The following is a 23,821-nucleotide window of genomic DNA, read 5'->3' on the forward strand; positions in this document are numbered from 1 at the left end:
CACCCGATGGAGAAGACTGTGTACAACTCTTTCCCCCTGCACCCCGAATGCCGCGACCTGCGGCGGCTGGCCGACAACCCGGCCGAGGCGCTGCTGCGGGCGGAGGCCGACCTGGTCGCCGCCGAGAACGCCGCCGAGGCCGACCGCTACCGCACCCTGGAGGACCTGGAGGAGGCCCAGCAGGACGGTCGCGGCGTCACCCGACGGACCTTCGTCGCCGGTGCCGCGGCCACCGCCACCGCGCTGGCCACCGCCCAGTTCGTCACCACCTCGGCGTCGTTCGCGGCGACCAAGACCGGCACCCTGATCCACGTCTTCCTCTACGGCGGGCTGGACGGGCTGAGCCTGATCGCGCCGGACAACGACCCGGTGCTCGCCAAGGCCCGCCCTGACCTGCTGCTCGGCAACGACTCGCTGGCCGTGGGCCGCGGCTTCAAGCTGACCAGCGCGTTCAAGCCGCTGGAGCAGTGGCTCAAGGCCGGCCAGTTGGGCTTCATCCCGGCGGTCTCCGACGAGCGGCTGTCCCGCAGCCACTTCCAGGCCGCGGACGCCTGCAACCTCGGTGGGCTGCCCAACGAGACCGGCGGCCGGGGCTGGCTGGACGGGCTGGTCGACAACCTCGGCAAGGGCACCGCGTTCCGCAGCGTCGGCGTCGGCAGCACCCTGCCCCGTTCGCTGGTCGGCAACAACGGCGCGCTCTCGCTGAACAACGTCGGTTCGCTGCGACTCAACGGTGACGACCGGTTCCGGGCCGCCACCGAGAAGGCCATCAAGGGGCTCTTCACCGGGATCAACCACCCGGTCGAGGAAGCCGTGCAGGAGGGCATGGGCGCGCTGGCCACCGCGCAGAAGCTCGCCGCCAAGCCGTACCAGCCCGCCGCGGGCGTCGAGTACGAGGGCGTCGGCAACGCGTTCAAGCAGCTGGCCCGGCTGATCAAGGGCGGCGCGAACGTCCGGGTCGCGACCGTGGGGATGGGTGGCTACGACACCCACGAGAATCAGGGCACCCGCGACGGCGGTCAGCTGCACCGTCGGCTGAACGAGCTGGCCAGCGCGATGGCCGCGTTCTTCACCGACCTCGGCCCGCAGGCCGCCGACGTGACGATCATGGTGTCCAGCGAGTTCGGCCGGCGGGTCGGCTCCAACAGCGGCGGCACCGACCACGGGCACGGCGGGGTGGTCACCCTGCTGTCGGGCAAGAAGCTGGCCGGCTCGCTGCTCGGCACCTGGAACGGCCTGGACAAGCTCGACTCCGGTGACGTGCCGGAGTACAACAACATGTTCAACGTCTATGGCGCGGTGGCCCAGGGCCGGTTCGGGCTCACCAACGCGGAGGTGGACAAGGTCTTCCCCCGCCAGAAGTACGCCCCGATGAAGCTGTACGCGTGACGTATTCGCACACCCACGCCGCCGGCCGCCGCACCGGGACCACGTCCCGGCACGGCGGCCGGTCGGCTGCCCCCGCACCCCCGCAGACCCCGCCCCGGCGCGGCCCCGGCGGCCGGCGGTTGCTGGCCGCGCTGCTCCTGGTCGGCCTGCTCGCCAGCGTGCTGCCGTGGTGGCTGGGGACCCCCGCCGGCTCGCTGCGGACCACCGCGGCGACCCTGACGGCCGCCGGCCGGATCACCGGCCTGGTCGCCGGCTACCTGCTGCTGGTGCAGGTGCTGATGATGAGCCGCCTACCGGTGCTGGAGCGGTGGATCGGCGGCGAGCAGCTGGCCCGCTGGCACCGCGACATCGGCGCCACCCTGCTGGTCGCCGTGCTGGCGCACGTGTCGCTGACCCTGGTCGGCTACGCGGACCTGCGTAACCAGTCGGTCCTCGCCGAGGTCGGCACGCTGCTCGGCGACTACGAGGACATGGTCTCCGCGTTCGTCGCCGCCGGCATCATGGTGCTCGTCGGGTTCACCAGCATCCGGGCGATCCGGCGGGCGCTGCCCTACGAGCTGTGGCACCTGCTGCACCTGTCCAGCTACCTGGTGCTGCTGCTCGGCTTCGGGCACCAGTTCTCCCACGGCGCGCAGCTGTACAGGCCCGGCCCGGTGCGCACCGGCTGGATCGCCCTCTACCTGCTGGTGGTCGCCGCCCTGCTGTGGGGTCGGGTGATCGCGCCGCTCGCGTTCAACCTGCGGTATCGGCTGCGGGTCGCCGACGTGGTCGCGGAGAGCCCCGACACGATCTCCATCTACCTCACCGGCGAGCGGCTGGACCGGCTGGCGATGCTCGGCGGACAGTACTTCCGCTGGCGCTTCCTCACCCGGGGCTGCTGGTGGCAGTCGCACCCGTTCTCCGTCTCCGCGGCGGCCAACGCCCGCTGGCTGCGGCTCACCGTCAAGGTGGTCGGCGCGCACACCGCCGCCCTGCGCGACCTGGAACCGGGCACCTGGGTCTGGGCGGAGGGCCCGTCGGGCACCTTCACCGCCGCGCACCGGGTCCGCGACCGGGCACTGCTGATCGCCGGCGGCAGCGGCATCACGCCGATCCGGGCCATGCTGGAGGAGTTGCCGCCGGGCGCCGCGCTGATCTACCGGGCCCGTACCCCGGCCGACGTGCTGCTCAGCCGGGAACTGGACTGGCTGGCCCAGGCCCGGGACACCTCGATCTGGTACGTCATCGGCTCCCGCGACGACCCCGGCCCCCGCCAGCTGATGAGCCCGGACGGGCTGCGTCAACTGGTGCCCGACGTGGCCCGGCGCGACGTCTACCTCTGCGGGCCGCCCGGCCTCGTCGAGCAGTCGGTGCGGGCGTTGCGCCGGGCCGGCGTGCCCCGCCGACAGATCCACCTGGCCACCTTCGAGCTGTAGGAAGGCATCGCATGCGTCGCGCGTTCCTCGCGATCACCGGTCTGGCCGCCAGTACCACCGCGCTGGTGGTCCTCAAGGGCTCGCCGGGCACCACCCAGGTCGCCCAGGACCTGCCGGCCGCCCAGCCGGTCAACCCCACCCCGCAGGGTGCGGACCCGAGCGTCGCTCCGGCGGCGGCGGGCGACCCGGCGGGCGCGGCGCCGAAGCCGTCGGTGAGTGCCGGCGCGCCGGCGTCGCCCAAGCCGAGCAGGAGCACCGCCCGACCGTCCGGCACCCGCACCACCGCGAAGGCCCCCACCACGCCGCGGACCACCACCAAGGCGCCGCAGCCGACCACACGCCGGGTCACCGGCCCGGGCGTGGACAACGAGTACGGGTACGTGCAGGTGCAGATCGTGGTCTCCGGTAACCGGATCGTCGAGGCCATCTCGCTGTCGCTGCCCAGCGGGGGCGAGTCCGACATCCACAGCGGCGACGTCCGGGACAGGTACAACGGCACGGGCGGCGAGGTGGTGCAGAAGCAGAGCGCCAACCTCAACACCGTCTCCGGCGCCACCGAGACCAGCAACTCCTACAAGCAGTCGCTGCGGGGCGCGATCGAGCAGGCGTTCTGACGTGCCGGCGGCGATGACCCGACCCGGGCTGTGCCGGGTCGAGCAGATCATGGGTACGGCGATCACCCTGGATCTCGCCGACGACCTGGCGCCGGCGACCCTGCACGAGCTGGCGGATCAGGTCTTCACCTGGATGCGCGAGGTGGACGCCCGGTTCAGCACGTACCGGGCGGACAGCGAGGTGTGCCGCTTCGACCGGGGCGAGGTGCTGCTCTCCGAGGCGTCGGCGGACCTGCGGTTCGTGCTGGAGGCCTCCGCCGACCTGTGGGGCGCCACCGACGGGTTCTTCGACGCGTACGCCACCGGCCGGCTCGATCCGTGCGGGTTCGTCAAGGGCTGGGCGGCACAGGTCGCCTCGGACCGGCTGCTCGCGGCCGGCGCGCCGAACCACTGCGTGAACGCCGGCGGCGACGTGCGGGTGCGCGGCCGCTCCCCGTCCGGGGAGCCGTGGCGCATCGGCATCCGGCACCCGTGGGACCCGATGGCGACCTGCCTGGTGCTCGCCGGGACCGACCTGGCCGTGGCCACCTCCGGTGTCTACGAGCGGGGCCGGCACGTGCTGGACCCGCGCCGGGGCGCGCCGGCCGGTGGGCTGCGCTCGGTGACGGTGGTCGGCACCGACCTCGGGGTGGCCGACGCGTATGCCACGGCGGCGCTGGCCATGGGGGTCGCCGGCATCGGCTGGCTGGACCGGCTCGCCGACCACACCCACGCCGTCATCACCGACGACGCCTACCAGCTGCACTCCAGCGCGCTTCCGCTGACGGACTAGCGGAGGGGTCGGTGGGTGCCGGCGGGGCGGGAGCCGGTGGGGCGGGGCCGGCCGGGGCGGGAGCCCGACGGGCGGGTGCCGGCCCAGCGGTGCCGCCGGTGGCTGCGACGGGGCGGTTCGGTGCCGCCGGGATGAGACGCTCTGTCGTCCGTGGACATCATTCCCCCGCTCGTGGCGCGCGTTCGCGCCGTCCCCCTGTCAACGAGGACCGGCGCCCCGGCGACGCTGTCGGCTGCCGGCTGGAATCGCTGCCGGCCGGTTCACATGCCCCGCCGGGGCAGCGGCAGGTGACCGGGGAGCAGGTCGGGGGCGAGTGTCACCCCGGTGGCGCGCAGGGCCTCGATCAACGTGTTCTGCACCAGGTAGGAATCCGGGAGCTGCCAGCGGGCCTGCTCCGGGGCGACCGCCCAGCGGACCGTCCCCTCCGGCAGCCGGGTGGGCGGCGCCGGGATCCACGAGCCCGGCCCGTGCCGGACCACGTGGAAGCAGTGCTCCAGCTCCGGCCGGAGCGGATCGCCGGGGCGGACGAGGAACATCCAGCGCCCGGTGGGGGTGACCAGCACCGGCCCGCGTACGCCGGTGCCGGCCGGGTGGGTCTGCACCGCGCCGAGCACCTGCCGGCCGAGGTGGGCCGGCACCTCCAGCACGTCGAAGGCCCGACCGGTGGGCAGCAGCACGCCGTGCGGGCGGCTCCGCCACCAGGTGGCGACCCGGGCCGGGTCGGCGCTGGCAGCCAGCTCCCAGTTCTCCAGTGCCGGGTGGCAGCCCACGGTGGGGCAGCCGGCCCGGCCGCAGACGAACCGGCTGCGGGCCAGACAGGCCCCCGGGGTCACCTCCCAGCCGTGCGCGGCGTACCGCACGGCGACCCGGCGCAGCCGGACCCGTTCCAACGGCGACAGTTCGGCGACGCGCGGTCCGACGTTCCCCCACATGTGTGCCATCTCCCCTCATCGGGCCCGGCGAACGCCAGGTCGCATGTCGAGCACCGTCACTGCCGTAACCCACGATCGTTGAGGTTGACGAACGGCTCGTGCAACTTGCACGAAAAGTACGAGGACTGGCTGTACGGCTGACGCACAAGCTGTGCGACCAGCGAAAACCTGAAGATGAACGAGGATCGCCGCACCCGCGGACATCGCCCTGGCCCGATGGCCGGGGCGGCAGGGGGAGGGATGGGGAGATGGACGAGCTACCCATAGGGCGGCGAGTGGCCTACTGGCGGGGGCGACGCAAGATGTCGCAGCAGGTCTTCGCGGACCGGTTGGGCAAGTCGAAGAGCTGGGTGGACAAGGTCGAGCGCGGCGTCCGTCGGTTGGACAAGTTCTCGGTCCTCTACGAGATCGCCGACATCCTCCAGGTGGACGTGCAGCTGCTGATGGGCAAGGACCCGGAGCGGCGGACCGACGCGCTGAACTGCATCGACCAGGTCGAGGTGCAGGAGATCAGGGCGGCGCTGGAGCGGTACGACTCGATGAGCGCGTACTTCGACGCCGCGCCGTACCCGCCCCCGCTGGACGACATGCGCAAGGCCGTCAATCACGCCTGGCTCACCTACCAGTACGGCCGCTACGGGATGCTCACCCGGGCGCTGCCGAAGCTGCTGCGCGACGCTCAGGCGGCCGACGCCGGCTACGGCGGCGAGCAGGCCCCGGAGGCGGCACACCTGCTCGGGCAGGTCTACCAGATCGCCTCCTCGGTGCTGCGCAAGCTCGGCGAGTGCGAGCTGGCCTGGCTGGCCGCGGACCGCTCGATGGCGGTGGCCCAGCGGGCCGACGACCCGCTGCTGGCCGGCATCGCCACCACCCGGGTGTGCAACGCGCTGGTCGCGATGGGCCGCGCCCGTCCGGCGCTGGAGCTGAATGTCACCATCGCCAACCGGCTCGCACCCGGCGGCGGCAACGACGCCACTCCGGCCCGGCTCTCTGTCTACGGGATGCTGCTGCTCCAGGGCGCGATGGCCGCCTCCCGGATCGGTGACTCGGCCACCGTCGACGACCTCATCAACGGCGCCGAGGAGGCGGCCACGCTGCTCGGCGGCGACCACAACCACTACTGGACCTCGTTCGGGCCGACCAATGTGGAGCTGCACCGGGCCGCGGCCGCGGTGGAGCTGGGCGACGGGGGGCGGGCGGTGGAGGTGCACCAGCTGCGCATCGTGGAGCCCACCTTCAACGCGTTGCTGCCCGAGCGCCGGGCGCACCACCTGCTCGACATCGCCCGCGGGTTCGCCCAGATCGGCGACGTCGCGAACGCTGGCGAGATGCTGCTGCGCGGCGACCGGCTCGCCCCGTCGGAGATCCGCTGCCGGCCGATCGCGCACGAGGTGATGTCGGACATCCTGCGTCGCACACGTGGTGCGCCGCCTTCTCCGGTAGCGGAGTTGGCTGAGCACATGGGAGTAGGGGTATGAGCGCGGAGCCGGTTTGATGGCCGGTTCACAGCGCACCAGCGGGCACCGCGAGGTGCTCTATGTCATCGCCTGCGGTTCGCCGCTGGCCCGGCACGTCGGCCGCCTGGTCGACCTGGCCCAGCAGGACGGCTGGGAGGTCTGCGTGGTCGCCACGCCCGACGGCGCCAAGTTCGTCGACAGGTCCGCCCTGATCCGGCAGACGGGCCATCCGGTGCGGACGCACTACAAGAATCCCGGTGACCCGGACGTGCTGCCGCCAGCCGACGCCATGATCGTCTGTCCGGCCACCGTCAACACGGTCAACAAGTGGGCGGCCGGGATCGCCGACACCCTCGCGCTCGGCCTGCTGGTCGAGGCGCAGGGCAAGGGCGTCCCGATCGTGGCGGTGCCGTACACCAACGCCGCGATGGCCGCCCACCCCGCGTTCCGGGCCGGGGTGGCGCGACTGGCCGAATGGGGGGTCACGGTGCTATTCGGTGATCACGTGGTCGCCCTGCACCCGCCGGGGACGGGCGAGCAGCACCTGCACGCGTTCCCCTGGCAGATGCCGCTGGCCGCACTGCTCGCCGGCTACCGCCGCGCCGCCTGACCGTCGGCGGGCGCGTCCGGCTCGCCGCCTGATCGTCGGGCGGGGGGCGTCCGGCTCGCCGCCTGACCGGCGCGGCCGGGCCGGGCGTCGCCGCCCGACGGCCCGCGCGACGGTAAGCTGGCCCGCCGTGAGCGTATGCGGATCCACCCCCACGGTGATCGACGTGGTGGCCGAGCTGGAACGGCGCTACCCGCCGGTCTGGGCCGAGGAGTGGGACCGGGTGGGTCTGGTGCTCGGCGAGCCGACCGCCCCGGTCCACCGGGTGCTCTGCGTGGTCGACGTGGTGCCCGAGACGGTCGCCGAGGCGCTGGCCGCCGGCGTCGACATGATCGTTGCGCACCACCCGCTGCTGCTGCGCGGGGTCTCCTCGGTCGCCCCGACGACGTTCAAGGGGCGGATCGTCCATCAGCTGATCCGGGCCGGGGTGGCGCTCTACGTGGCGCACACCAACGCCGACGTGGCCTCCCCGGGCGTCTCCGATGCCCTCGCCGCCCGGTTCGGGCTGACCGGGTTACGCCCGCTGCACCGGCCCGCGCCCGGGTCGCCCGCGTACGGCGACGACCGGGGTGTCGGCCGGATCGGCGAGCTGCCCCGCCCGATGACCCTCGCCGAGCTGACCCGGCATGCCGCCGCGGTGCTCCCCGTCACGTCGTGGGGAGTTCGCGCCGCGGGGGATCCCGGGCGTATGGTTCGTATCCTCGCCGTCAGCGGCGGGTCGGGGGACAGCTTCCTCGGCGCCGCGACCGCCGCCGGGGTGGACGCGTTCCTCACCGCCGACCTGCGGCACCACCCGGCCGGCGAGCACCTCGCCGCCGATGGTCCCGCCCTGATCGACGCCGCCCACTGGGCGACCGAACGACCGTGGCTGGACGACCTGGCCGCCCTCCTGCGGGAGGCGCCGGGCGTCGAGACGCTGGTGTCCGACCTGGACACCGATCCGTGGACCGTGCACGCCGCCGCACCCGTTGTGGACGACAAGGAGCCCGACCATGAAGGCTGACCCCCAGGTGCAGCGCCGCCTGCTCGACCTCCAGGCGATCGACACCAACCTCGCCCAGCTCGCCCACCGCCGGCGTTCGCTGCCCGAGCGGGCGGAGCTGGAGGCGCTGGCCCGGGAGCTGTCGTCGCTGGAGGATGAGCGGGTCCGCGCCCAGGTGGCGGTCGACGACCTGGACCGCGACATCGCCCGGCTGGAGAAGGACGTCGAGCAGGTCCGGGCCCGCAAGGAGAAGGACGAGAACCGGCTGGCCGCCGGCACCGGGCCGGCCCGGGAGCTGGAGGCGCTCCAGCACGAGCTGGTCTCTCTGAAGCGTCGCCAGGGCGACCTGGAGGACGCCGAGCTGGAGCTGATGGAGCAGCGGGAGACCGCGGAGAGCGTGCTGGACGGCGTCGAGCAGCGGCTGGCCGATACCCGGGAGAAGCGGGCCGCCACCGAGCAGCGCCGGGACGAGGCACTGGCCGAGATCGCCAAGGAGGAGGAGTTCAAGCGAGGGGCCCGTCAGCCACTCGCCGCCGATCTCCCGAGCGAGCTGGTGACCCTCTACGACAAGATCCGCCAGGACACCGGGCTGGGCGCCGCGCTGCTCACCGCGGGCCGCTGCGGCGGCTGCCGGTTGGAGCTCTCCGGCGCCGACCTGGCCCGGATCCGCAAGGCCGCCCCGGACGACGTGGTCCGCTGCGAGGACTGCCGGCGAATCATGGTCCGTACCAACGAGTCGGGCCTGTAGGTCGTGGCGCCGCGCGTGGTCGTCGTCGAGGCCGACGGCGGGTCCCGGGGCAACCCGGGTCCGGCCGGCTACGGCGCGGTGGTGCGCGACCCGGAGACCGGCGAGGTGCTCGCCGAGCGTTCCGAGTCGATCGGTACGGCGACCAACAACGTCGCCGAGTACCAGGGGCTGATCGCCGGGCTGACGGCCGCCGCCGAGCTGGGCGCCGCCGAGGTGGACGTCCGGATGGACTCCAAGCTGGTGGTCGAGCAGATGTGCGGCCGGTGGCAGATCAAGCATCCCGGCCTGCGACCGCTCGCCGCCCAGGCGGCCGGGCTGGTGGGCCGGTTCGCGGCGGTCCGGTTCGCCTGGATCCCCCGCGAGCAGAACCGGCACGCCGACGCGCTGGCCAACGCCGCGATGGACGCCGCCGCCGGCCGGCCCGCGCCGGCGCCGACCACCGCCGCGATCGACGCCGCCGCCGGCCGGCTCGCGGCGACGACCACCGGCAGCGACCCGGCGACCGCGCCGGCCTCCTGGGAGCCGCGTCCGAGCTTCACCGCCACCCGGTTGATCCTGGTCCGGCACGGCGAGACCGCCTACACCGAGCAGCGGCGCTACTCCGGCCGGGGCGACGTGCCGCTCTCCGAGCGCGGCCGGGCCCAGGCCCGGGCCACCGCTACCCGGGTGGCCGCGCTGGCCCCGTCCGTCGCGGCCGTGCTCAGCTCACCGCTGTCCCGGTGTACGCAGACCGCGGCGGCGATCGCCGGGGCGCTCGGTGGCGTGCCGGTACGCACCGAGGACGACCTGATCGAGTGCGACTTCGGGGACTGGGAGGGGCGTACCTTCGCCGAGGTGCGCGCGCAGTGGCCGGGGGAGATGGACGCCTGGCTCGCCTCCCCCCGGATCGCCCCGCCGGGCGGTGAGTCGTTCACCCACGTGGCCGAGCGCTGTCACCGGGTGGTCGCCGGGCTGCTCAAGGCGTACCCCGGGGAGACCGTCGTGGTCGTCTCGCACGTCTCGCCGATCAAGTTGGTGCTGCGGGACGCGCTCGCGGCCAGCGACGCCTTCCTGCACCGGCTCTTCCTGGACGCGGCCGGCATCTCGGTGCTCGACATGTGGCCCGACGGCGGCGTCGCGGTACGCACGGTCAACGACACCGCCCACCTCTCCGCTGGCTGATCCGGCCGTACCTCCACGCCCGACCGCCTGCGCCGTTCGGCGCATGCCGTCGGCCGCTCGGCGCAGCACCCTCCGCGCAGCGCACGTGACAGCGGTCACAGAGTCGTAGCCTCCGGCCGTTACATCGCGAGCCACGACTTCCCGGAGGTGTGTCACATGGCTGCACCGGAACCGGAGGCGCCCACCACGGCGCCGTCCAGGGCGAAGGACCACAGCCCCTGGAACTGGTTGCTCTTCATTCCCATCGTGGTGCCGCTGATCCCGGCCTTCTTCAACGGCGACTCGCCCCGGATCTTCGGTTTCCCGCGTTACTACTGGCTTCAACTGGCCTGGATCCTTCTCGGCGTGGCCACCACCACGCTGGTCTACCAGATGACGAAGAAGCGGGGTGAGCGCTGATGTGGCGCGACCATCTCACCGAGATCATCGTCTTCTCCCTGCTTTTTCTGCTGGTCAGCGCGATGGGCTTCGTGGCCGCCCGGTGGCGTGCCCCGAAGGACATGGCCCACCTCGACGAGTGGGGGCTGGGCGGGCGCAGCTTCGGCGGCTGGATCACCTGGTTCCTGGTCGGCGGTGACCTCTACACCGCGTACACCTTCGTGGCGGTTCCGGCGCTGATGTTCGGGGCCGGCGCCGCCGGGTTCTTCGCCGTGCCGTACACCATCGTGATCTACCCGTTGGTCTTCCTGGTGCTGGTCCGGCTCTGGTCGGTGTCGCACCGGCACGGGTTCGTCACGCCGGCCGACTTCGTCCGCAACCGGTTCGACTCGCCGGTGCTGGCGCTGTTGATCGCGATCACCGGCATCGTGGCCACCATGCCGTACATCGCGTTGCAGCTGGTCGGCATCGAGGCGGTGCTCAAGACGATGGGGGTGACCGGCGACAACGCACTGGCCCGGCACCTGCCGATCATCATCGCGTTCGCCATCCTGGCCGCCTACACCTACCAGTCGGGGCTGCGCGCACCGGCGCTGATCGCGTTCGTCAAGGACACGCTGATCTACATCGTGATCCTGGTGGCGATCATCTACCTGCCGTACAAGCTGGGCGGCTGGGGCGACATCTTCGCGGCCGCGGACGCGAAGTTCGACGCCTCGCCCAACCCGAACGACGGGATCCTGCTCAACGCCAACAACCAACTCCAGTACGTCACGCTGGCGTTCGGCTCGGCGCTGGCGCTCTTCCTCTACCCGCACAGCATCACCGGCGTGCTGGCCAGCAGGAACCGCGACGTGATCAAGCGGAACATGTCGGCGCTGCCGGCGTACAGCCTGCTGCTCGGGCTGATCGCGCTGCTCGGTTACATGGCCATCGCGGCCGGCGTGAAGCCGCTGCCGGGGGCGACGGAAGGCAGTGTGGACAACAACACCGTCGTGCCGCTGCTCTTCGACCAGCAGTTCCCGGACTGGTTCGCCGGTGTGGCGTACGCGGCGATCGGCATCGGCGCGCTGGTGCCGGCGGCGATCATGTCGATCGCGGCGGCGAACCTGTTCACCCGCAACATCTACAAGGAGTACCTGAAGCGGGACGCCAGCCCGGCGCAGGAGGCGAACGTCTCGAAGATCACCTCGCTGGTGGTGAAGGTCGGCGCGGTGGCCTGCATCGTCTTCCTCGACCCGCAGTTCTCCATCGACCTCCAGCTGATCGGCGGCGTGATCATTCTCCAGACGCTGCCGGCGGTGGCGCTGGGTCTCTACACCCGCTGGTTCCACCGCACCGGCCTGATCGTCGGCTGGGCGGTCGGCATGGGGCTGGGCATGTGGATGCTCTACCAGGTGGCCAGCCCCACCCGGAAGCACTTCGGTGGGTCGGCCTTCCCGCTGTCGGAGTTCGGTTTCGACACCACCAAGACGATCTACGTGGGCATCGTGGCGGTGCTGGTGAACCTGGCGGTCGCGGCGCTGGTGACGCTGGCCGTGCGCGCCGCCAAGGTGGCCGAGGGCGTCGACGGCACCACGCCGGACGACTACTTCGCCGACGAGGGTGACCCTCGGGTCACCCCCGGTACCGAGCGCGACGCCGACTCCGCCCGGGAACCGGTCGCCTGACGTCCCCCGAAAGGAAGGGCCCCTTGTTGACGCCAGGCGTTGACAAGGGGCCCTACCTTTCACGGGCGGCGTGCGGCGTGCGGCGTGCGGTGCGGTGGCTCAGCGGCTGCGGTTGCGCGATTCCAGGGCCGCGTTGAGGCGGCGCAGGAGCACCGCGAGGGTCTCCCGGTCCTCGGCGGGCCAGTCGCCGAGCATGTCGCCGTAGAGCCGGGTCCGCGCGGCCCGCACCGCGGCCATCCGCTGCAGGCCCGTGGCGGTGGGGGAGATGACGGTGCCCCGGCCGTCGGACGGGTCCGGGGTACGGGTGATCAGGCCGTCGCGCTGTAGCGCGGACACCTGCCGGGTCACGGTCGAGCCGTCCAGGTTGAGTCGGGCGGCGAGCGCGGAGACGTTCTGCGGGCCGGCAGCGTCCAGGTGACGCAGGATCACGTACGCCGCCCGGTCCAGCACCCGGTGCTCGGCGGTGCCGGTGGCCCGGCGGGTCGCCTCGCCGAAGCGCATCAGCAGGGCCACCTCGGTCTCGATCCGGCCCAGGGTGACCTCGTCGGTCTCGGCCTCGGTGTCCCGGTAGGGGTCATCGCTCATAGCTGTATGATACAAGATAAGTACCTGTACCATACAGTTAATTGGGAGTCGGAGTGGATCGGCGTTCCGAACCGAACCGCAGTGCCATCTACGCCACCACACTGGTGGCCTTTCTCGCCATCGCCGGCATCGCCGTCGTCGACCCGATCCTGCCGGCCATCGGCGACGCGATCGGGGTCACCGCCTGGCAGGTCGAGCTGCTGTTCACCGCGTACATCGCGGTGATGGCCCTCGGCATGATCCCGGCGACCCTGGCCAGCGGCCGGTCCGGCTTCAAGCCGGTGCTGATCGCCGGGGTCGCCGTGGTCGGCCTGGCCGCGATCCTCGCCTCGTTGAGCAACAACATCGTGCAGCTGTCCGTGCTGCGCGGTGTCTGGGGGCTGGGCAACGCGATGTTCTTCGCCACCGCCATGGTGGTGCTGGTCAACCTGGCCGTCGACCGGGAATGGGTGGTCGGTCTCTTCGAGACGGCCCTCGGTCTCGGCTTCGCCGTCGGCCCGCTGATCGGTGGCCTCCTCGGCGAGGTCAGCTGGCGACTGCCGTTCTTCGTCTGCGGCGTGTTCATGGTGCTGGCGCTCGGCGTGGCCGCCCGCAAGCTGCGTGAGCCGAGCAACCGGCAGGCGCCCGTACGCGTCGGTCAGATCTTCGCCACCTACCGCCGTCCCGCGTTCATCGCGCTCTGCGTGGTGACCGGCGCGTACAACTTCGTCTTCTTCGTGGTGCTCGGCTACACGCCGCTCTTCCTGGGCCTGGACGTCATCCCGCTGGGGTTGGCGTTCACCGGCTGGGGGCTCGGCCTTGCCGCCGGGATCCTGGTGATCGGCCACCGGCTGGCCCACCGGATCGGCGCGGTGCAGACCGTCGGCGTGGCCATCGCCGGGCTGCTGGTCTGCATGGTCCTCTTCGCCACGTCGACCAGCACCACCGAGGCGCTCGTGGTGCTGGTGCTCGCCGGGCTCTGCATGGGGCTGGCCAACGCCAACCTCACCGACCTGGCGCTCGGCCTCGGCTCCAGCGACCGCCGGGTGGCCACCGGCGCGTTCAACCTGGTCCGCTGGGGCGCCGCCGCGCCCGCGCCGATCATCTCCGGCAAGCTCGCCGAGCACTCGCTGTCGCTGCCGTTCTGGGTCGGCTTCGGGGTGCTCGCCGTCGGCGTGCTGGTCTACCTGGCCTTCGCGCACGTGATGGCCGCCGGCTACGGCGAGCGGGTGCTCTGGTCCCGGTGGAACCGGACCGCCGCCGCCACCGAGCACGCCCCGGAAGAGCCGGTCGGCGAGGCGTACTGACCGCCGTCCCGCCCCCGCCGCGTCCCCGTCCCGTTCCCATCCCTCCCCGTTCCCGTCCCTCCGTCAAGATCCGCGCACTTTCGGGGAAACTGCTGTCTCCGACGCTCATTGAGGCAGCACTTTCCCGGAAGTTGCGCGGATCTTCGGTGTTGGGGGTTCAGCTCAGGGCGCGCCAGAGCAGGTAGAGCCCGATCACCGTGCCGAACACCACGATGATCGTCTTGAGCAGCACCGACGGCAGCCGGCGGACCAGTCGGGCGCCGAGGTACCCGCCGATCAGCGTGGCCGGGGCGACCATCGCGACCGCGGCCCAGTTCACCGGCCCGAAGAGAGCGAACACCACCAGAGTGGTGAACCCCACCACCGCGGAGAGCAGGTTCTTGATCGCTGTCACCCGGGCCAGCGTCGCGTCCAGCACCAGCGCCAGACCGGCGACCAGCATCACGCCGAGCGCCGCGCCGAAGTACCCGCCGTACACCGCACCGAGGGCGACCATCGTCTGCACCGCGACCGTCCGCTGGCGCGGCGACAGGTCCCGGGGGTGACCGACCAGCCGGCGCAGCGGGTCCTGAAAGGCGAGCAGGGCGGTCGCGCCGAGCACCAGGAACGGTACGACCACCTCGAACGCGCGGGCCGGGGTGGCCAGCAACAGCAGCGCCCCGAGGAGGGTGCCGACGATCGTGGTGGGCACCAGCGTGGCCAGCGCACGCCCACGCGGAAGATCCAGGCGGCTGCCCGCCACGCTGGACAGGTACCCGGGGAACACGGCGACGGAGTTGCTGACGTTCGCCGGTACCGGGGGAAGCCCCACCGCGATCATCGCCGGGAAGGTGATCAGTGAACCACCACCGGCCACCGCGTTGACCGTGCCAGCGGCGAGACCGGCGGCGAGCAGCAGCGCGGCGTGGGAGAGATCCATAGCCCCACGAGGCTAGACCCCGCCCGGTTGGGCGGGAACGCCGGACTCCCCGCCCGATGGCCGCCGCCACCGCCCCTGAGCTGCGCGATCTTGACCAGGCGGGGCGGCAATACCGGCGGGCCGCCCGTCGTTAGGATGAGAGCGCGACGGACGAGTCGACCGGGCGGCCGCGTCGGCGGGCTTCGGCCCGCCGCCGAGGAACGTCCGGACTCCACAGGGCAGGGTGGTTGTTAACGGCAACCCGGGGTGACCCGCGGGACAGTGCCACAGAAAACAGACCGCCGACCCCATCGGGGCCGGTAAGGGTGAAACGGTGGGGTAAGAGCCCACCAGCACCCCGGGTGACCGGGGTGGCTCGGTAAACCCCACCCGGAGCAAGGCCAAGTAAGGGCCGTCACCGCAAGATGACGACCCGGCGCAGACGTTTGAGGGCTGCCCGCCCGATGTCTGCGGGTAGGCCGCTGGAGCCTGCCGGCAACGGCAGGCCGAGATGGATGGCCGCCGCCGGCGCACACCCTTCGGGGTACGCGCCGCGCACAGAATCCGGCGTACAGGTCGACTCGTCCGTCGCCCACCAGGCCAGCCGCCGCCATATGACGGCTGGCCTGCCGTTCCTTCGGGCACTGCTGATCGTCGTTGGTCGTCTTCGGCCGGCGGTTGGCGGCACAGACGGCCCACGAACGGACCCCAGAGCGACCCTCGCTCATGGGCTCTGCACCATGCCCCCGTATCCGCTCGCGTTCTGGGCGTCGTAAGGCCCGAAGCTGCGTGTCCCGCCGGCATCGTCGGAATCGTCACCATAGGCTGCCGATCCATGCACGGGTTCACGGACGTCGACCGCCAATCAGACCCGAACTCGTGGGTGGCCGTCCTGGAGCGTCTCAGCGAGGAGCCCTTCTATCAGGCATACCAGCACCGGGTACGTGAACTGCTTGATCCGGCACCTGGCCGTTGCTACCTCGAAGTCGGCGCTGGCACAGGGGCAAGTGCAGCCCAGCTGAGAGACGAGCACGGTGTCAGTGTGGCGACCGTCGACCATGCGCAGACCATGTCCGCAGCAATGCGAGCTTGCGGCTTGACCCAGTCCGCCGTTGCCGACGCCCACCACCTGCCGTTCCTCAGCCGCTCCTTCGACGGGGCCTGGGCCGATCGCACCGTGCAACACCTCGCCGATCCCCGCGCGGCCATCAAGGAACTCATCCGGGTTGTCCGGCCGGGTGGCCGCGTCGTTCTAGCAGACCCCGACTACGACACTCAGGTACTCGACATCGCCGACCAAAGTCTGGCCCGGCGCGTGCTGAGATTCCGGGCTGAAGTCCTCCTCCGCAACGGCACTTTGGCTCATCAACATGCCGGTCTCTTCGCCGCGCACGGCCTGGTCGACATCACCGTCGAACCCCGAACTCTCCTGGTCCGAAACCCGACCGATGCCGACAACGTTCTCGGCCTCCGTAGCTGGGCTGCCACAGCTGCTCAACGCGGCACACTCGACCCAGCCGAAGCCCGTGCTTTCGAAGACCAGTTCGACGAAGCCGTCACTGCCCACCGCTTCACATACGCAGTCACGTTCTTCCTCACCGCCGCCACCGTCAACGGAGACGAGAGCATCCGCTAGGAGATCGTCAAACTTATAGGCGGAACGTAGAGCCGCTGTCCCGCCACCAGCCGGACCGCGACACCTGCTCCGACGGCATGTCGGGCTGCCATCGTTGGTAGCGGCTTGACGACGTTTGACAGCGCCTTGTGCCCCCTGTGTGCCCCACACCGGCGGGATGCGGCAGCGCTTGCAGCGTCCCGGACCAGCGGATTAAGAGGCACACACCTCGGTGTACAGGCCGACTCGCCGTCGCGTACCAGGTCAGATGCCGTCACGTACGGGGCGCCGGCCCCAGCAACCTCACGCCTGCTGTCAGGACGTACAGCTCTCTGCGATCTACGGCATCGCCCTTCTTGTCAAGTTGGTAGCCGTCCAGCCAGATCCAGCCGTCATAGGTGTCCAGATCGGTGTGGATCCGGATGAGGCGAAGGTAGATGGGCCGTGCGAACTGCGGGCTCGCTGCACGGGTCAGGTGCAGGACGTCACCGGCCTTCACTTCGGCCGTTCCTGTCTCGCCAGGCGCGTAGGGTCTCGCCGGCCGCCGTCAAACGCGGGCATCCGTCGTCGGAGCACTTCGAGCAGGCGTTGCGGTGATGGAAGTCGAGGACGTAGCCGGCCATCTGAACCGCGAATGGCGGTTCGGGCTGCCACCGCGGGAGCGACATGGTCACCTCAGGTCGGGGCGCTTGGCGGAGTGCCAGTCGACTGGCTGACCGGGACGTTGGGACCATTTACCTCTAGTCATGAGTAAAGAGTAAACGACTAGAGCGGGTAGGCACTAGGTGTCCATCAACTTGATACGTGCCTAGGCGGCATGTGCCTAGCGTCAGTGCATGGCCAGAAAGCTGCGGTTGGTGGGTTCGGGCGAGATCCGCATCCTGCTCGGCGGCATCTCGCGGCAGCGCGTCTACCAGATCACCAACCGGCGCGACTTCCCTGAGCCGGTCGCCACTCTTCAGATGGGCAACGTCTGGCTTGCCGAAGATGTCGAGGCGTGGATCGCCACCAGGCGCGGGGATCTGGACTAGACCCAGCGAGGCCCGATGTTCAACGTGTCCAGGCGGTAGATTCAGTCACCGTCGCAGTGACCGGTGAAGCAATAGTTGATGTGCCGGCGCACCCACTCGCCCAAGGCGAGTCGTACAGCGGGTGGCAGACGGTTGCGGCGGGCGGGCTGTTGGCCTCCGCGTGACTGCTGGGTCCACGAGGTGCGGACCGACTGGGCGACGGACGTCCACCGGCTGGATGTTTCAGGCTTCCCGGGCTCCTGGCAATCCGGTTACGGGCGGGGGACTGCTCGTAACGCCACGAGCCCGGAGCGCGGCGTTCTAGGCTCCGAGATATGGCGGCGGCGTGCCCATCTTGAGCTGGCACATAAGTCCGGGCAGGGCCTTAACCCCATGATTCCCCTCGCGAGGCGCGAACTCAGACGGAGAGGAAGCGCGCATGGCTGTCAGAACCAAGACGCGACCAGGCACCACGGAAATCCGGCCGTTCACGGTGGATATCCCCGAGGCGGACCTCGATGACCTGCGGAGGCGCATTGCGGCCACGCGCTGGCCCGAGAAGGAAACCGTGCCGGACCAGTCGCAGGGCGTGCAGCTTGCGACGATGCAGACGCTCGCGCGTTACTGGGAGAAGGAGTACGACTGGCGCAAGGTCGAGGCGAGGCTGAACGCCCTACCGCAGTTCATGACCACCATCGACGGTCTCGACATCCATTTCATCCACGTCCGCTCGAAGCATGAGGACGCCCTGCCGCTCATCGTCACGCACAAGTGGCCCGGCTCGGTGATCGAGCAGCTGAAGATCATCGACCCGCTCACCAATCCCACGGCACATGGCGCGAGTGCCTCCGATGCCTTCCATCTGGTGATCCCGTCGATGCCCGGGTACGGCTTCTCGGGCAAGCCGAGCATGCCCGGCTGGGACCCGCAACACATCGCAACCGCCTGGATGGAGTTGATGAAGCGCCTCGGCTACACGCGGTACGTGGCGCAGGGTGGCGCGCTCATCACGGATCTGATGGGTCTGCAGGCGCCTCCGGAGCTGATCGGCATTCACACCAACATGCCGGGCGTGTATCCACCCGAGATCGACGCGCTGCTCCAGTCCGGTATCACCGGCGCGAACAGCCCGCTCGACTCGCTCCCATCCAATCTCTCCGACGATGAAAAGCGCGCGTGTGAGCAGGCGGACTTCTTCTGGAAGCATTCCGGTTACGCCCTCGAGATGGGGCGCGCTCAGACGCTGACCGGATTGGCGGATCCGCCCGTCGCCCTGGCGACCTACATGCTCGACCACGATGTGGCCAGCCTGAAGCTCATCTCCGAGTCCGTCGCCGGTCAGCCCCGCGGCATCACGCCGGAGGACCTCCTCGACAACAGCACGCTCTACTGGCTGACGAACACCGGGGTGTCCTCGGCCCGCCTGTACGCGGAGAACCAACTCTCCTTCTTCGCGGCCAAGGGAGTTTCCATCCCGGTTGCCGTGAGCGTGTTCCCTGACGAGCTCTACGAGGCTCCGAAGAGTTGGGCGGAGCAGGCGTATCCCAACCTCATCCACTACAACAAGCTCGACAAGGGAGGGCACTTCGCGGCCTGGGAACAGCCGAAGATCTTCTCCGAAGAGCTCCGGACCGCCTTCCGGTCGCTTCGCTAGATGAGCGTGTCCGGCCGTCCGCACCTGCCCTCGTTCAGCGGGGCGACCGAGTGGCTCAACTCCGAGCCACTCGGTCACGCCGAGCTGAGCGGCCGCGTCGTCGTCGTGAACTTCTGGACGCTGACCTGCATCAACTGGCTGCGCCAGGAGCCGTACGTCCGTGCGTGGTCGCAGGCATACCGGGACGACGGGCTGGTCGTCATCGGAGTCCACACGCCGGAGTTCTCGTTCGAGCATGAGACCGGCTGGGTGCGACAGGCGATCACGGCGCGCGGGATCGACTACCCGGTCGCGGTCGACAACGACTACGGGGTCTGGAGCGCTTTCGACAACCACTACTGGCCGGCGCTCTACTTCGTCGACACGGACGGCGTCATCAGCGACAGCCACTTCGGCGAGGGACGCTACGAGCAGTCCGAGCGCGTCATCCAGCAGCTGCTCGGCATCGAGCGCGACCTCGTCCCCGTCGAAGGGCGCGGGGTGGAGGCGGCGGCCGACCGGGCCCACCTGCGTACGCCCGAGACGTACCTCGGTTTCGAGCGCGGCGAACACTTCGCGTCGCCGAACGGCGCCGTGCTGGACGAACGCCGCGCCTACGAGGTCCCCGGGAGCCTGGCCCTCAACCAGTGGGCCCTCGCGGGGGAGTGGACGGTCGGCCCCGAGAACGTCGTGCTCGGCCAGGCCGGCGGGCGCATCGCCTTCCGGTTCCACGCACGGGACGCGCATCTCGTGCTGTCTCCCGGAGCGCGCGAGTCGATCCCGTTCCGGGTGCTCCTCGACGGCGAACCTCCGGGCCCGTCACACGGCGTCGACGTCGACGTCGACGGCAACGGACTGCTCCGGGAAGGTCGCCTCCACCAGCTCGTACGCCAGCATGACGCGGTCCGCGAACGGACCCTGGAGCTCTCGTTCGGCGAGCCCGGCGCCGAGGCGTACGCCTTCACGTTCGGGTAGCACCGGCCACCTCTGCACCTGGCGACCCGCGATAGCATCGGCTGCTGTGACGGCACCCGAGATCACCATCGCCACTCCAGCGGACCGTGGCCAGGTGATCGGCTCGCTGGTCGCCGCGTTCACCAAGGACCCCGTCCTGCGGTACCTGTTCCCTGACGAGGCGACCTACCCGCGGTACACCGCCGCCTTCTTCGGGCACCTCTTCGACAAGCGGGTGCACAAGGAGACGATCTGGATGGTCGGGCAGGGCGCCTCGGTCGCCATCTGGGAGCCCCCGGCAACCGAACCCGGGTCGTACGAAGACATGCTTGCCGGGCAGCTCCCCGCCGACGTCCTGGCCCGCGTCCACGCCTATGACGAGGCGGTGCACGACGCTCTGCCGGATTCTCCGTTCTGGTACCTCGGCGTCCTGGGCACCCACCCCGACAGCGCCGGTCGTCGTTGGGGCCGCGCCGTGATGGGGGCCGGACTGCGCCGCGCCGCCGTGGACGGCCTGCCGGCGGTCCTGGAGACCAGCAACCCCGGCAACGTCGAGCTGTACCGCCGCGCCGGCTGGGAGGTGGTCCGCTCCGTGCCGGACCCCCTGCCCACCTGGATCATGCAACAGTCGATCCGCTGACCCCGGCGATTCCGCGTCTGTCCGGTGATCGGCGGGCCCAGCGCCTATTCGCCTGTGCGGACCGCCCCGTCCGGCGGTTCGACCACCACTGCTCCTGACGAGGCGAAGATGCGCGCGTAGATCTCGTCGATGACGTCGTTCTTCGCCAGGCTGTAGTCGCTGGGCCGCTGCGCGGTGTCCCGCGCGAGGCGGCGTTTGGTCGTGGCGTACCGCTCCCGGTCGTCCGGATGCGACCGCAGCCAGTCGCGGAAGAGCCGGTGCCGGACGGGTTCGGGCGCATTCTGCGGCCAGACGTGCAGGTTGACGTCCTCCCCGGGACTGACGAGCATCCGGTGCCCGTGCCACCACGGCTCCCGGAGGACGAGTCGGTACCCGAGCCTCTCCAGGGCAGGCAGGTAACGAGACTCGTCGGTCGTGTCCTCGATGAGGAGGTCGATGTCGATGATGGGCTTGGCCGCCAGCCCCGGCACCGACGTGGACCCGACGTGTTCCACACCGATGACCAGGCCACCCAGCGCGTCGGTGAGCACCGAGTGGGCGGCACAGAACCGATTCACCCAGGCCGGGTCGTAGTCCTCGATGACGACCGACTGCCATGTCCGTGGTGGCTCGCCGACCAGGCCGGCGCCCACCTGCTCGGGGCTGCCGTGGAAGCGTTGCACGACGTCCTGCGGATACTCGGCCACGTCAACCTCCGGAAGAATCAAAGTCCGCCAGGGTACGACACCGGAGATCGCCGCGGTCGCGGCCGGCGATCCGGGGGTCAGCGCCACCCGACCGTTGCGGGCACCGGATGTCGGGTGCGGCACCTGCCCCGCCGCCTAGCGTCAGTGCTCGAAAGGGAAGGAGGCCCGGGTGCTGGAGCGGCTCAACGAGGCCATGGCGCACATCGAACGGCACCTCGACCAGCGGATCGAGGTGACCGAGCTGGCGCGGATCGCGGTGACGTCGGAGTACCACTTCCGGCGACTGTTCTCCGCGTTGGCCGGCATCCCGCTGTCCGAGTACATCCGGCGGCGGCGGCTCACCGTCGCCGGCGCGGACGTGCTGGCGGGGGAGCGGACGTTGCTCGACATCGCGGTGCGCCACGGCTACGGCTCCGCCGAGGCGTTCGCCCGTGCGTTCCACGCCGTGCACGGCGTGACGCCCGGCGAGGCCCGGCGTACGGGGGCGGCGCTGCGCGCCCAGCCCCGGATGTCCTTCCGTCTCACCGTCGAAGGGAGCGGCAGCATGGAGTATCGGATCGTCGGCAAGGACGCGTTCACCCTGGTGGGACGCAGGGCCCGGGTCCCGCTGGTGCACGAGGGGATGAACCCGGCGATCGTCGCGTTCATCAAGGGCATCGACCGGGAGACGGTCGGGCGGATCGAGGCGCTCTCCGATCAGGAGCCGACCGGGATCGTCAACGTCAGCGACAACCTCGCCGGCAGTCGGGCGGAGGGCACCGAGCTGGACTACTGGCACGGGGTGGTCACCGGCGCCGCACCGCCGGACGACCTGGACGCGTTGCCGGTTTCGGCCGGGACGTGGGCGGTCTTCACCACCTCCGGCGCGTTCCCCCAGGCCGTGCAGTACCTGTGGCGGGACGTCTTCACCCAGTGGTTCCCGTCCAATCCGTACCGCAGCCGGCCCGGCCCGGAGATCTCCCGGGTGCGGGTGTCGCCGGACGGCGGCCAGGCGGACGCGGAACTGTGGATCCCGGTCGAACGGATCCCCACCCCTATGTAGATATCCGATACAGTGGTCGGATGCGGATCACCATTCCGGTCGCGAAGGTGCTGGCGGCACTGCTCGCGGAGCCGGGCGTGGAGCGGTACGGGCTGGACCTGATGCGGATGACCGGCCTGCCGAGCGGCACCCTCTATCCGGTGCTGCACCGGCTGCGGGCGGCCGGCTGGCTGGCCGCCGACTGGGAGGCGATCGACCCCGTCGCGGCCGGCCGGCCCGCCCGCCGCTACTACCGGCTCACCGCGCAAGGGGTGGCGGAGGCCCGTCGGGCGCTCGCCGACCTGCGGGCCGTCATCCCCGAGGGTCGTCCCTCCTGGGGCGCCGGCGGAGCCACCGGAGCACCGGCGTGGTGACCCGCCGGGCCGCCGAGTTGCTGCTGGAGATGGCCGCGCGCCGCTGGCCGGCCGACGTCCGTGACGACCTGCGCCGCGAGTGGGCCGCCGAGCTGCACGTGCTCGCCGAGAGTGGCCGCCGGACGAAGATGGTCGGCTTCGCGGTGAGCCTCGCCGTCAGCCGGGCCGGCGCCCCGCTCGTCGACCGCACGATGATTCACGGTCGGGCCCGCCGCACCGCGGCCGCGTTGCTGCTGTCTCCGATCGCCTGCGTCGGGATCGTGGTCGTCAGTGCGTACGCCCTGCACCCGATCCAGGTCTGGCTGATGGGAGTGAGCTGGTCGGACCGGGCGCAGAAGCCGATCTGGACGGCGCTCACCGTCGGGTTGGCGGTGCTGCTGGCGGTGTTCGCCGGGCGCTGGGCCCGGCACACCGCACTCGACGGCCCGCTGCGCATCGCGCTCGGCGTGGTGCTCCCCATCGGCGCGACCGCGGTCGTGTTCGTGTCTGCCATCTCCCCGGACGACATGGCCACCCTCGTACCCGGGCTGTTGCTCTGGTTGGCCGGCCTGACGCTGGCCCTCTGGGCCGCGGCGAGCCTCGCCGCCCGGAATCGCCTCCGCGCAGCCTGGTGGGTGGGCGTCCTCGGCGCGCTCGCCGCCGCCGACCTCGCGGTGGTCCGCGCCGTTCTCGACGCCATCTCGGCGGGCAGTCGCGCTGGCCCGGTCAGCGGTGCGACGCCATTGGACAGCGCCGCCGACTGGGTCTCCGCGCCGCTGTGGCTCTTCGCCGCCTGGACGGACTGGAACATCGGCCTACCCCGGCCCACCATCCCATGGGAGATCTTCCACATCATCACCAACCACGTGCTGGCGGAACCCATGCTCTACCTGGCGTGCATGCCCTACGCGCTCGCGTACGCCATCCGGGCGGCCCGGTCGGCGCCCGCCGCGCCGGTCGCCCTCGCGCCAACTCCAACTCCAACTCCAACCCCGACCCCGTCGTCGGTCTGATC

Annotated in this window: 25 protein-coding genes and 1 other RNA gene; 21 read left to right on the top strand and 5 right to left on the bottom strand. The window is 71.0% G+C overall.

Translation table 11 applies throughout. The features are described 5' to 3' along the window. The first annotated feature begins 6 nt into the window (after positions 1-6). Genes KBX63_RS24680 through KBX63_RS24695 form a run of 4 tightly spaced genes read left to right on the top strand, consistent with a single transcriptional unit; the run spans position 7 to position 4,190 of the window. Positions 7-1,389 (top strand): DUF1501 domain-containing protein, encoded by a 1,383-nt coding sequence (locus KBX63_RS24680; protein WP_210915029.1) that lies wholly within the window; start codon positions 7-9, stop codon positions 1,387-1,389. Continuing rightward, positions 1,386-2,804, top strand: a complete 1,419-nt coding sequence (locus tag KBX63_RS24685) for a ferric reductase-like transmembrane domain-containing protein (RefSeq protein ID WP_210915032.1) — start codon at positions 1,386-1,388, stop codon at positions 2,802-2,804. Before KBX63_RS24680 ends, KBX63_RS24685 begins: the two co-directional genes overlap by 4 nt. A gap of 11 nt (positions 2,805-2,815) precedes the next feature. Beyond that, the gene (locus KBX63_RS24690; protein WP_210915033.1) at positions 2,816-3,418 is read left to right on the top strand and encodes an FMN-binding protein; all 603 of its coding nucleotides are present in this window, start codon (positions 2,816-2,818) and stop codon (positions 3,416-3,418) included. Positions 3,419-3,467: 49 nt separating this feature from the next. Further along, entirely contained in the window at positions 3,468-4,190 is a 723-nt protein-coding gene (locus KBX63_RS24695) for an FAD:protein FMN transferase (protein WP_210915252.1), read from the top strand. A 260-nt stretch (positions 4,191-4,450) separates the two neighbouring features. On the opposite strand, the gene KBX63_RS24700 is transcribed toward KBX63_RS24695, so the two are convergent. Next, positions 4,451-5,122 (bottom strand): bifunctional DNA primase/polymerase, encoded by a 672-nt coding sequence (locus KBX63_RS24700; protein ID WP_210915253.1) that lies wholly within the window; start codon positions 5,120-5,122, stop codon positions 4,451-4,453. A 248-nt stretch (positions 5,123-5,370) separates the two neighbouring features. Here KBX63_RS24700 and KBX63_RS24705 point away from each other — a divergent pair, with 248 nt between their 5' ends. From KBX63_RS24705 to mctP, 7 genes are all read left to right on the top strand, one after another. Then, complete coding sequence (locus KBX63_RS24705) at positions 5,371-6,600, top strand: helix-turn-helix domain-containing protein (RefSeq protein WP_210915035.1); 1,230 nt, start codon at positions 5,371-5,373, stop codon at positions 6,598-6,600. A gap of 16 nt (positions 6,601-6,616) precedes the next feature. Further along, a complete protein-coding gene (locus KBX63_RS24710; protein ID WP_210915036.1) occupies positions 6,617-7,189 on the top strand; it encodes a flavoprotein in 573 nt (190 codons plus the stop codon). 163 nt (positions 7,190-7,352) lie between these two features. Next, entirely contained in the window at positions 7,353-8,189 is an 837-nt protein-coding gene (locus KBX63_RS24715) for a Nif3-like dinuclear metal center hexameric protein (RefSeq protein ID WP_210915260.1), read from the top strand. Continuing rightward, positions 8,179-8,916 carry a zinc ribbon domain-containing protein gene (locus KBX63_RS24720; RefSeq protein ID WP_210915037.1) on the top strand — a complete coding sequence of 246 codons (738 nt, stop codon included), beginning with the start codon at positions 8,179-8,181 and terminating at the stop codon, positions 8,914-8,916. Before KBX63_RS24715 ends, KBX63_RS24720 begins: the two co-directional genes overlap by 11 nt. 3 nt (positions 8,917-8,919) lie before the next feature. Then, a complete protein-coding gene (locus tag KBX63_RS24725) occupies positions 8,920-10,077 on the top strand; it encodes a bifunctional RNase H/acid phosphatase (protein ID WP_210915040.1) in 1,158 nt (385 codons plus the stop codon). A 156-nt stretch (positions 10,078-10,233) separates the two neighbouring features. Continuing rightward, positions 10,234-10,476, top strand: coding sequence for a DUF3311 domain-containing protein (locus KBX63_RS24730; RefSeq protein ID WP_074313313.1), 243 nt, complete (start codon positions 10,234-10,236; stop codon positions 10,474-10,476). Further along, a complete protein-coding gene (gene mctP / locus KBX63_RS24735; protein ID WP_210915045.1) occupies positions 10,476-12,125 on the top strand; it encodes a monocarboxylate uptake permease MctP in 1,650 nt (549 codons plus the stop codon). The genes KBX63_RS24730 and mctP overlap by 1 nt, the downstream gene beginning before the upstream one ends. A 99-nt stretch (positions 12,126-12,224) precedes the next feature. Here mctP and KBX63_RS24740 read toward each other — a convergent pair whose 3' ends face one another. Beyond that, positions 12,225-12,710, bottom strand: a complete 486-nt coding sequence (locus KBX63_RS24740) for a MarR family winged helix-turn-helix transcriptional regulator (protein ID WP_210915050.1) — start codon at positions 12,708-12,710, stop codon at positions 12,225-12,227. Positions 12,711-12,763: 53 nt separating this feature from the next. Here KBX63_RS24740 and KBX63_RS24745 point away from each other — a divergent pair, with 53 nt between their 5' ends. Continuing rightward, positions 12,764-13,996 (top strand): MFS transporter, encoded by a 1,233-nt coding sequence (locus tag KBX63_RS24745; RefSeq protein ID WP_210915055.1) that lies wholly within the window; start codon positions 12,764-12,766, stop codon positions 13,994-13,996. A gap of 157 nt (positions 13,997-14,153) precedes the next feature. On the opposite strand, the gene KBX63_RS24750 is transcribed toward KBX63_RS24745, so the two are convergent. After that, the gene (locus KBX63_RS24750; RefSeq protein ID WP_210915056.1) at positions 14,154-14,915 is read right to left on the bottom strand and encodes a sulfite exporter TauE/SafE family protein; all 762 of its coding nucleotides are present in this window, start codon (positions 14,913-14,915) and stop codon (positions 14,154-14,156) included. Between the two features lie 151 nt (positions 14,916-15,066). On the opposite strand from KBX63_RS24750, the gene rnpB reads away from it, so the two are divergent. After that, positions 15,067-15,482, top strand: an RNA gene (rnpB, locus tag KBX63_RS24755) — RNase P RNA component class A. A 247-nt stretch (positions 15,483-15,729) separates the two neighbouring features. Beyond that, positions 15,730-16,530 carry a methyltransferase domain-containing protein gene (locus KBX63_RS24760; RefSeq protein ID WP_210915058.1) on the top strand — a complete coding sequence of 267 codons (801 nt, stop codon included), beginning with the start codon at positions 15,730-15,732 and terminating at the stop codon, positions 16,528-16,530. Positions 16,531-16,783: 253 nt separating this feature from the next. On the opposite strand, the gene KBX63_RS24765 is transcribed toward KBX63_RS24760, so the two are convergent. Then, entirely contained in the window at positions 16,784-17,008 is a 225-nt protein-coding gene (locus KBX63_RS24765; RefSeq protein ID WP_210915061.1) for a hypothetical protein, read from the bottom strand. Between the two features lie 337 nt (positions 17,009-17,345). On the opposite strand from KBX63_RS24765, the gene KBX63_RS24770 reads away from it, so the two are divergent. From KBX63_RS24770 to KBX63_RS24785, 4 genes are all read left to right on the top strand, one after another. Beyond that, positions 17,346-17,540: an AlpA family transcriptional regulator gene (locus tag KBX63_RS24770; protein ID WP_210915063.1), complete on the top strand. Its 195-nt coding sequence runs from the start codon at positions 17,346-17,348 to the stop codon at positions 17,538-17,540. Positions 17,541-17,958: 418 nt separating this feature from the next. Then, on the top strand, positions 17,959-19,173 hold the full coding sequence (locus KBX63_RS24775; RefSeq protein WP_210915064.1) for an epoxide hydrolase family protein: 1,215 nt from the start codon (positions 17,959-17,961) through the stop codon (positions 19,171-19,173). Then, positions 19,174-20,127 carry a redoxin family protein gene (locus tag KBX63_RS24780; protein WP_210915066.1) on the top strand — a complete coding sequence of 318 codons (954 nt, stop codon included), beginning with the start codon at positions 19,174-19,176 and terminating at the stop codon, positions 20,125-20,127. A gap of 46 nt (positions 20,128-20,173) precedes the next feature. Continuing rightward, the gene (locus tag KBX63_RS24785) at positions 20,174-20,746 is read left to right on the top strand and encodes an N-acetyltransferase (protein WP_210915067.1); all 573 of its coding nucleotides are present in this window, start codon (positions 20,174-20,176) and stop codon (positions 20,744-20,746) included. A gap of 44 nt (positions 20,747-20,790) precedes the next feature. Here the strand turns inward: KBX63_RS24785 and KBX63_RS24790 are convergent, their stop codons facing one another. Then, on the bottom strand, positions 20,791-21,453 hold the full coding sequence (locus KBX63_RS24790; protein WP_210915068.1) for a GrpB family protein: 663 nt from the start codon (positions 21,451-21,453) through the stop codon (positions 20,791-20,793). Positions 21,454-21,601: 148 nt separating this feature from the next. Here KBX63_RS24790 and KBX63_RS24795 point away from each other — a divergent pair, with 148 nt between their 5' ends. Genes KBX63_RS24795 through KBX63_RS24805 form a run of 3 tightly spaced genes read left to right on the top strand, consistent with a single transcriptional unit; the run spans position 21,602 to position 23,819 of the window. Continuing rightward, the gene (locus tag KBX63_RS24795) at positions 21,602-22,474 is read left to right on the top strand and encodes an AraC family transcriptional regulator (RefSeq protein ID WP_210915070.1); all 873 of its coding nucleotides are present in this window, start codon (positions 21,602-21,604) and stop codon (positions 22,472-22,474) included. A gap of 20 nt (positions 22,475-22,494) precedes the next feature. Further along, positions 22,495-22,827, top strand: a complete 333-nt coding sequence (locus KBX63_RS24800; RefSeq protein WP_210915073.1) for a PadR family transcriptional regulator — start codon at positions 22,495-22,497, stop codon at positions 22,825-22,827. Next, a complete protein-coding gene (locus KBX63_RS24805) occupies positions 22,821-23,819 on the top strand; it encodes a hypothetical protein (RefSeq protein ID WP_307871823.1) in 999 nt (332 codons plus the stop codon). The genes KBX63_RS24800 and KBX63_RS24805 overlap by 7 nt, the downstream gene beginning before the upstream one ends. Positions 23,820-23,821: the final 2 nt, after the last annotated feature.

This window comes from Micromonospora sp. U21 (assembly GCF_018070045.1).
In the GTDB taxonomy this organism is placed as follows: domain Bacteria; phylum Actinomycetota; class Actinomycetes; order Mycobacteriales; family Micromonosporaceae; genus Micromonospora.

Coding starts and splice junctions, on each gene's coding strand:
- KBX63_RS24770 (WP_210915063.1), top strand. CDS start 17,346: ATGGCCAGAAAGCTGCGGTTGGTGGGTTCGGGCGAGATCCGCATCCTG.
- KBX63_RS24750 (WP_210915056.1), bottom strand. CDS start 14,915: ATGGATCTCTCCCACGCCGCGCTGCTGCTCGCCGCCGGTCTCGCCGCT.
- KBX63_RS24720 (WP_210915037.1), top strand. CDS start 8,179: ATGAAGGCTGACCCCCAGGTGCAGCGCCGCCTGCTCGACCTCCAGGCG.
- KBX63_RS24800 (WP_210915073.1), top strand. CDS start 22,495: ATGCGGATCACCATTCCGGTCGCGAAGGTGCTGGCGGCACTGCTCGCG.
- KBX63_RS24760 (WP_210915058.1), top strand. CDS start 15,730: ATGCACGGGTTCACGGACGTCGACCGCCAATCAGACCCGAACTCGTGG.
- KBX63_RS24680 (WP_210915029.1), top strand. CDS start 7: ATGGAGAAGACTGTGTACAACTCTTTCCCCCTGCACCCCGAATGCCGC.
- KBX63_RS24780 (WP_210915066.1), top strand. CDS start 19,174: ATGAGCGTGTCCGGCCGTCCGCACCTGCCCTCGTTCAGCGGGGCGACC.
- KBX63_RS24690 (WP_210915033.1), top strand. CDS start 2,816: ATGCGTCGCGCGTTCCTCGCGATCACCGGTCTGGCCGCCAGTACCACC.
- KBX63_RS24705 (WP_210915035.1), top strand. CDS start 5,371: ATGGACGAGCTACCCATAGGGCGGCGAGTGGCCTACTGGCGGGGGCGA.
- KBX63_RS24710 (WP_210915036.1), top strand. CDS start 6,617: ATGGCCGGTTCACAGCGCACCAGCGGGCACCGCGAGGTGCTCTATGTC.
- KBX63_RS24775 (WP_210915064.1), top strand. CDS start 17,959: ATGGCTGTCAGAACCAAGACGCGACCAGGCACCACGGAAATCCGGCCG.
- KBX63_RS24740 (WP_210915050.1), bottom strand. CDS start 12,710: ATGAGCGATGACCCCTACCGGGACACCGAGGCCGAGACCGACGAGGTC.
- mctP (WP_210915045.1), top strand. CDS start 10,476: ATGTGGCGCGACCATCTCACCGAGATCATCGTCTTCTCCCTGCTTTTT.
- KBX63_RS24695 (WP_210915252.1), top strand. CDS start 3,468: ATGGGTACGGCGATCACCCTGGATCTCGCCGACGACCTGGCGCCGGCG.
- KBX63_RS24730 (WP_074313313.1), top strand. CDS start 10,234: ATGGCTGCACCGGAACCGGAGGCGCCCACCACGGCGCCGTCCAGGGCG.
- KBX63_RS24700 (WP_210915253.1), bottom strand. CDS start 5,122: ATGTGGGGGAACGTCGGACCGCGCGTCGCCGAACTGTCGCCGTTGGAA.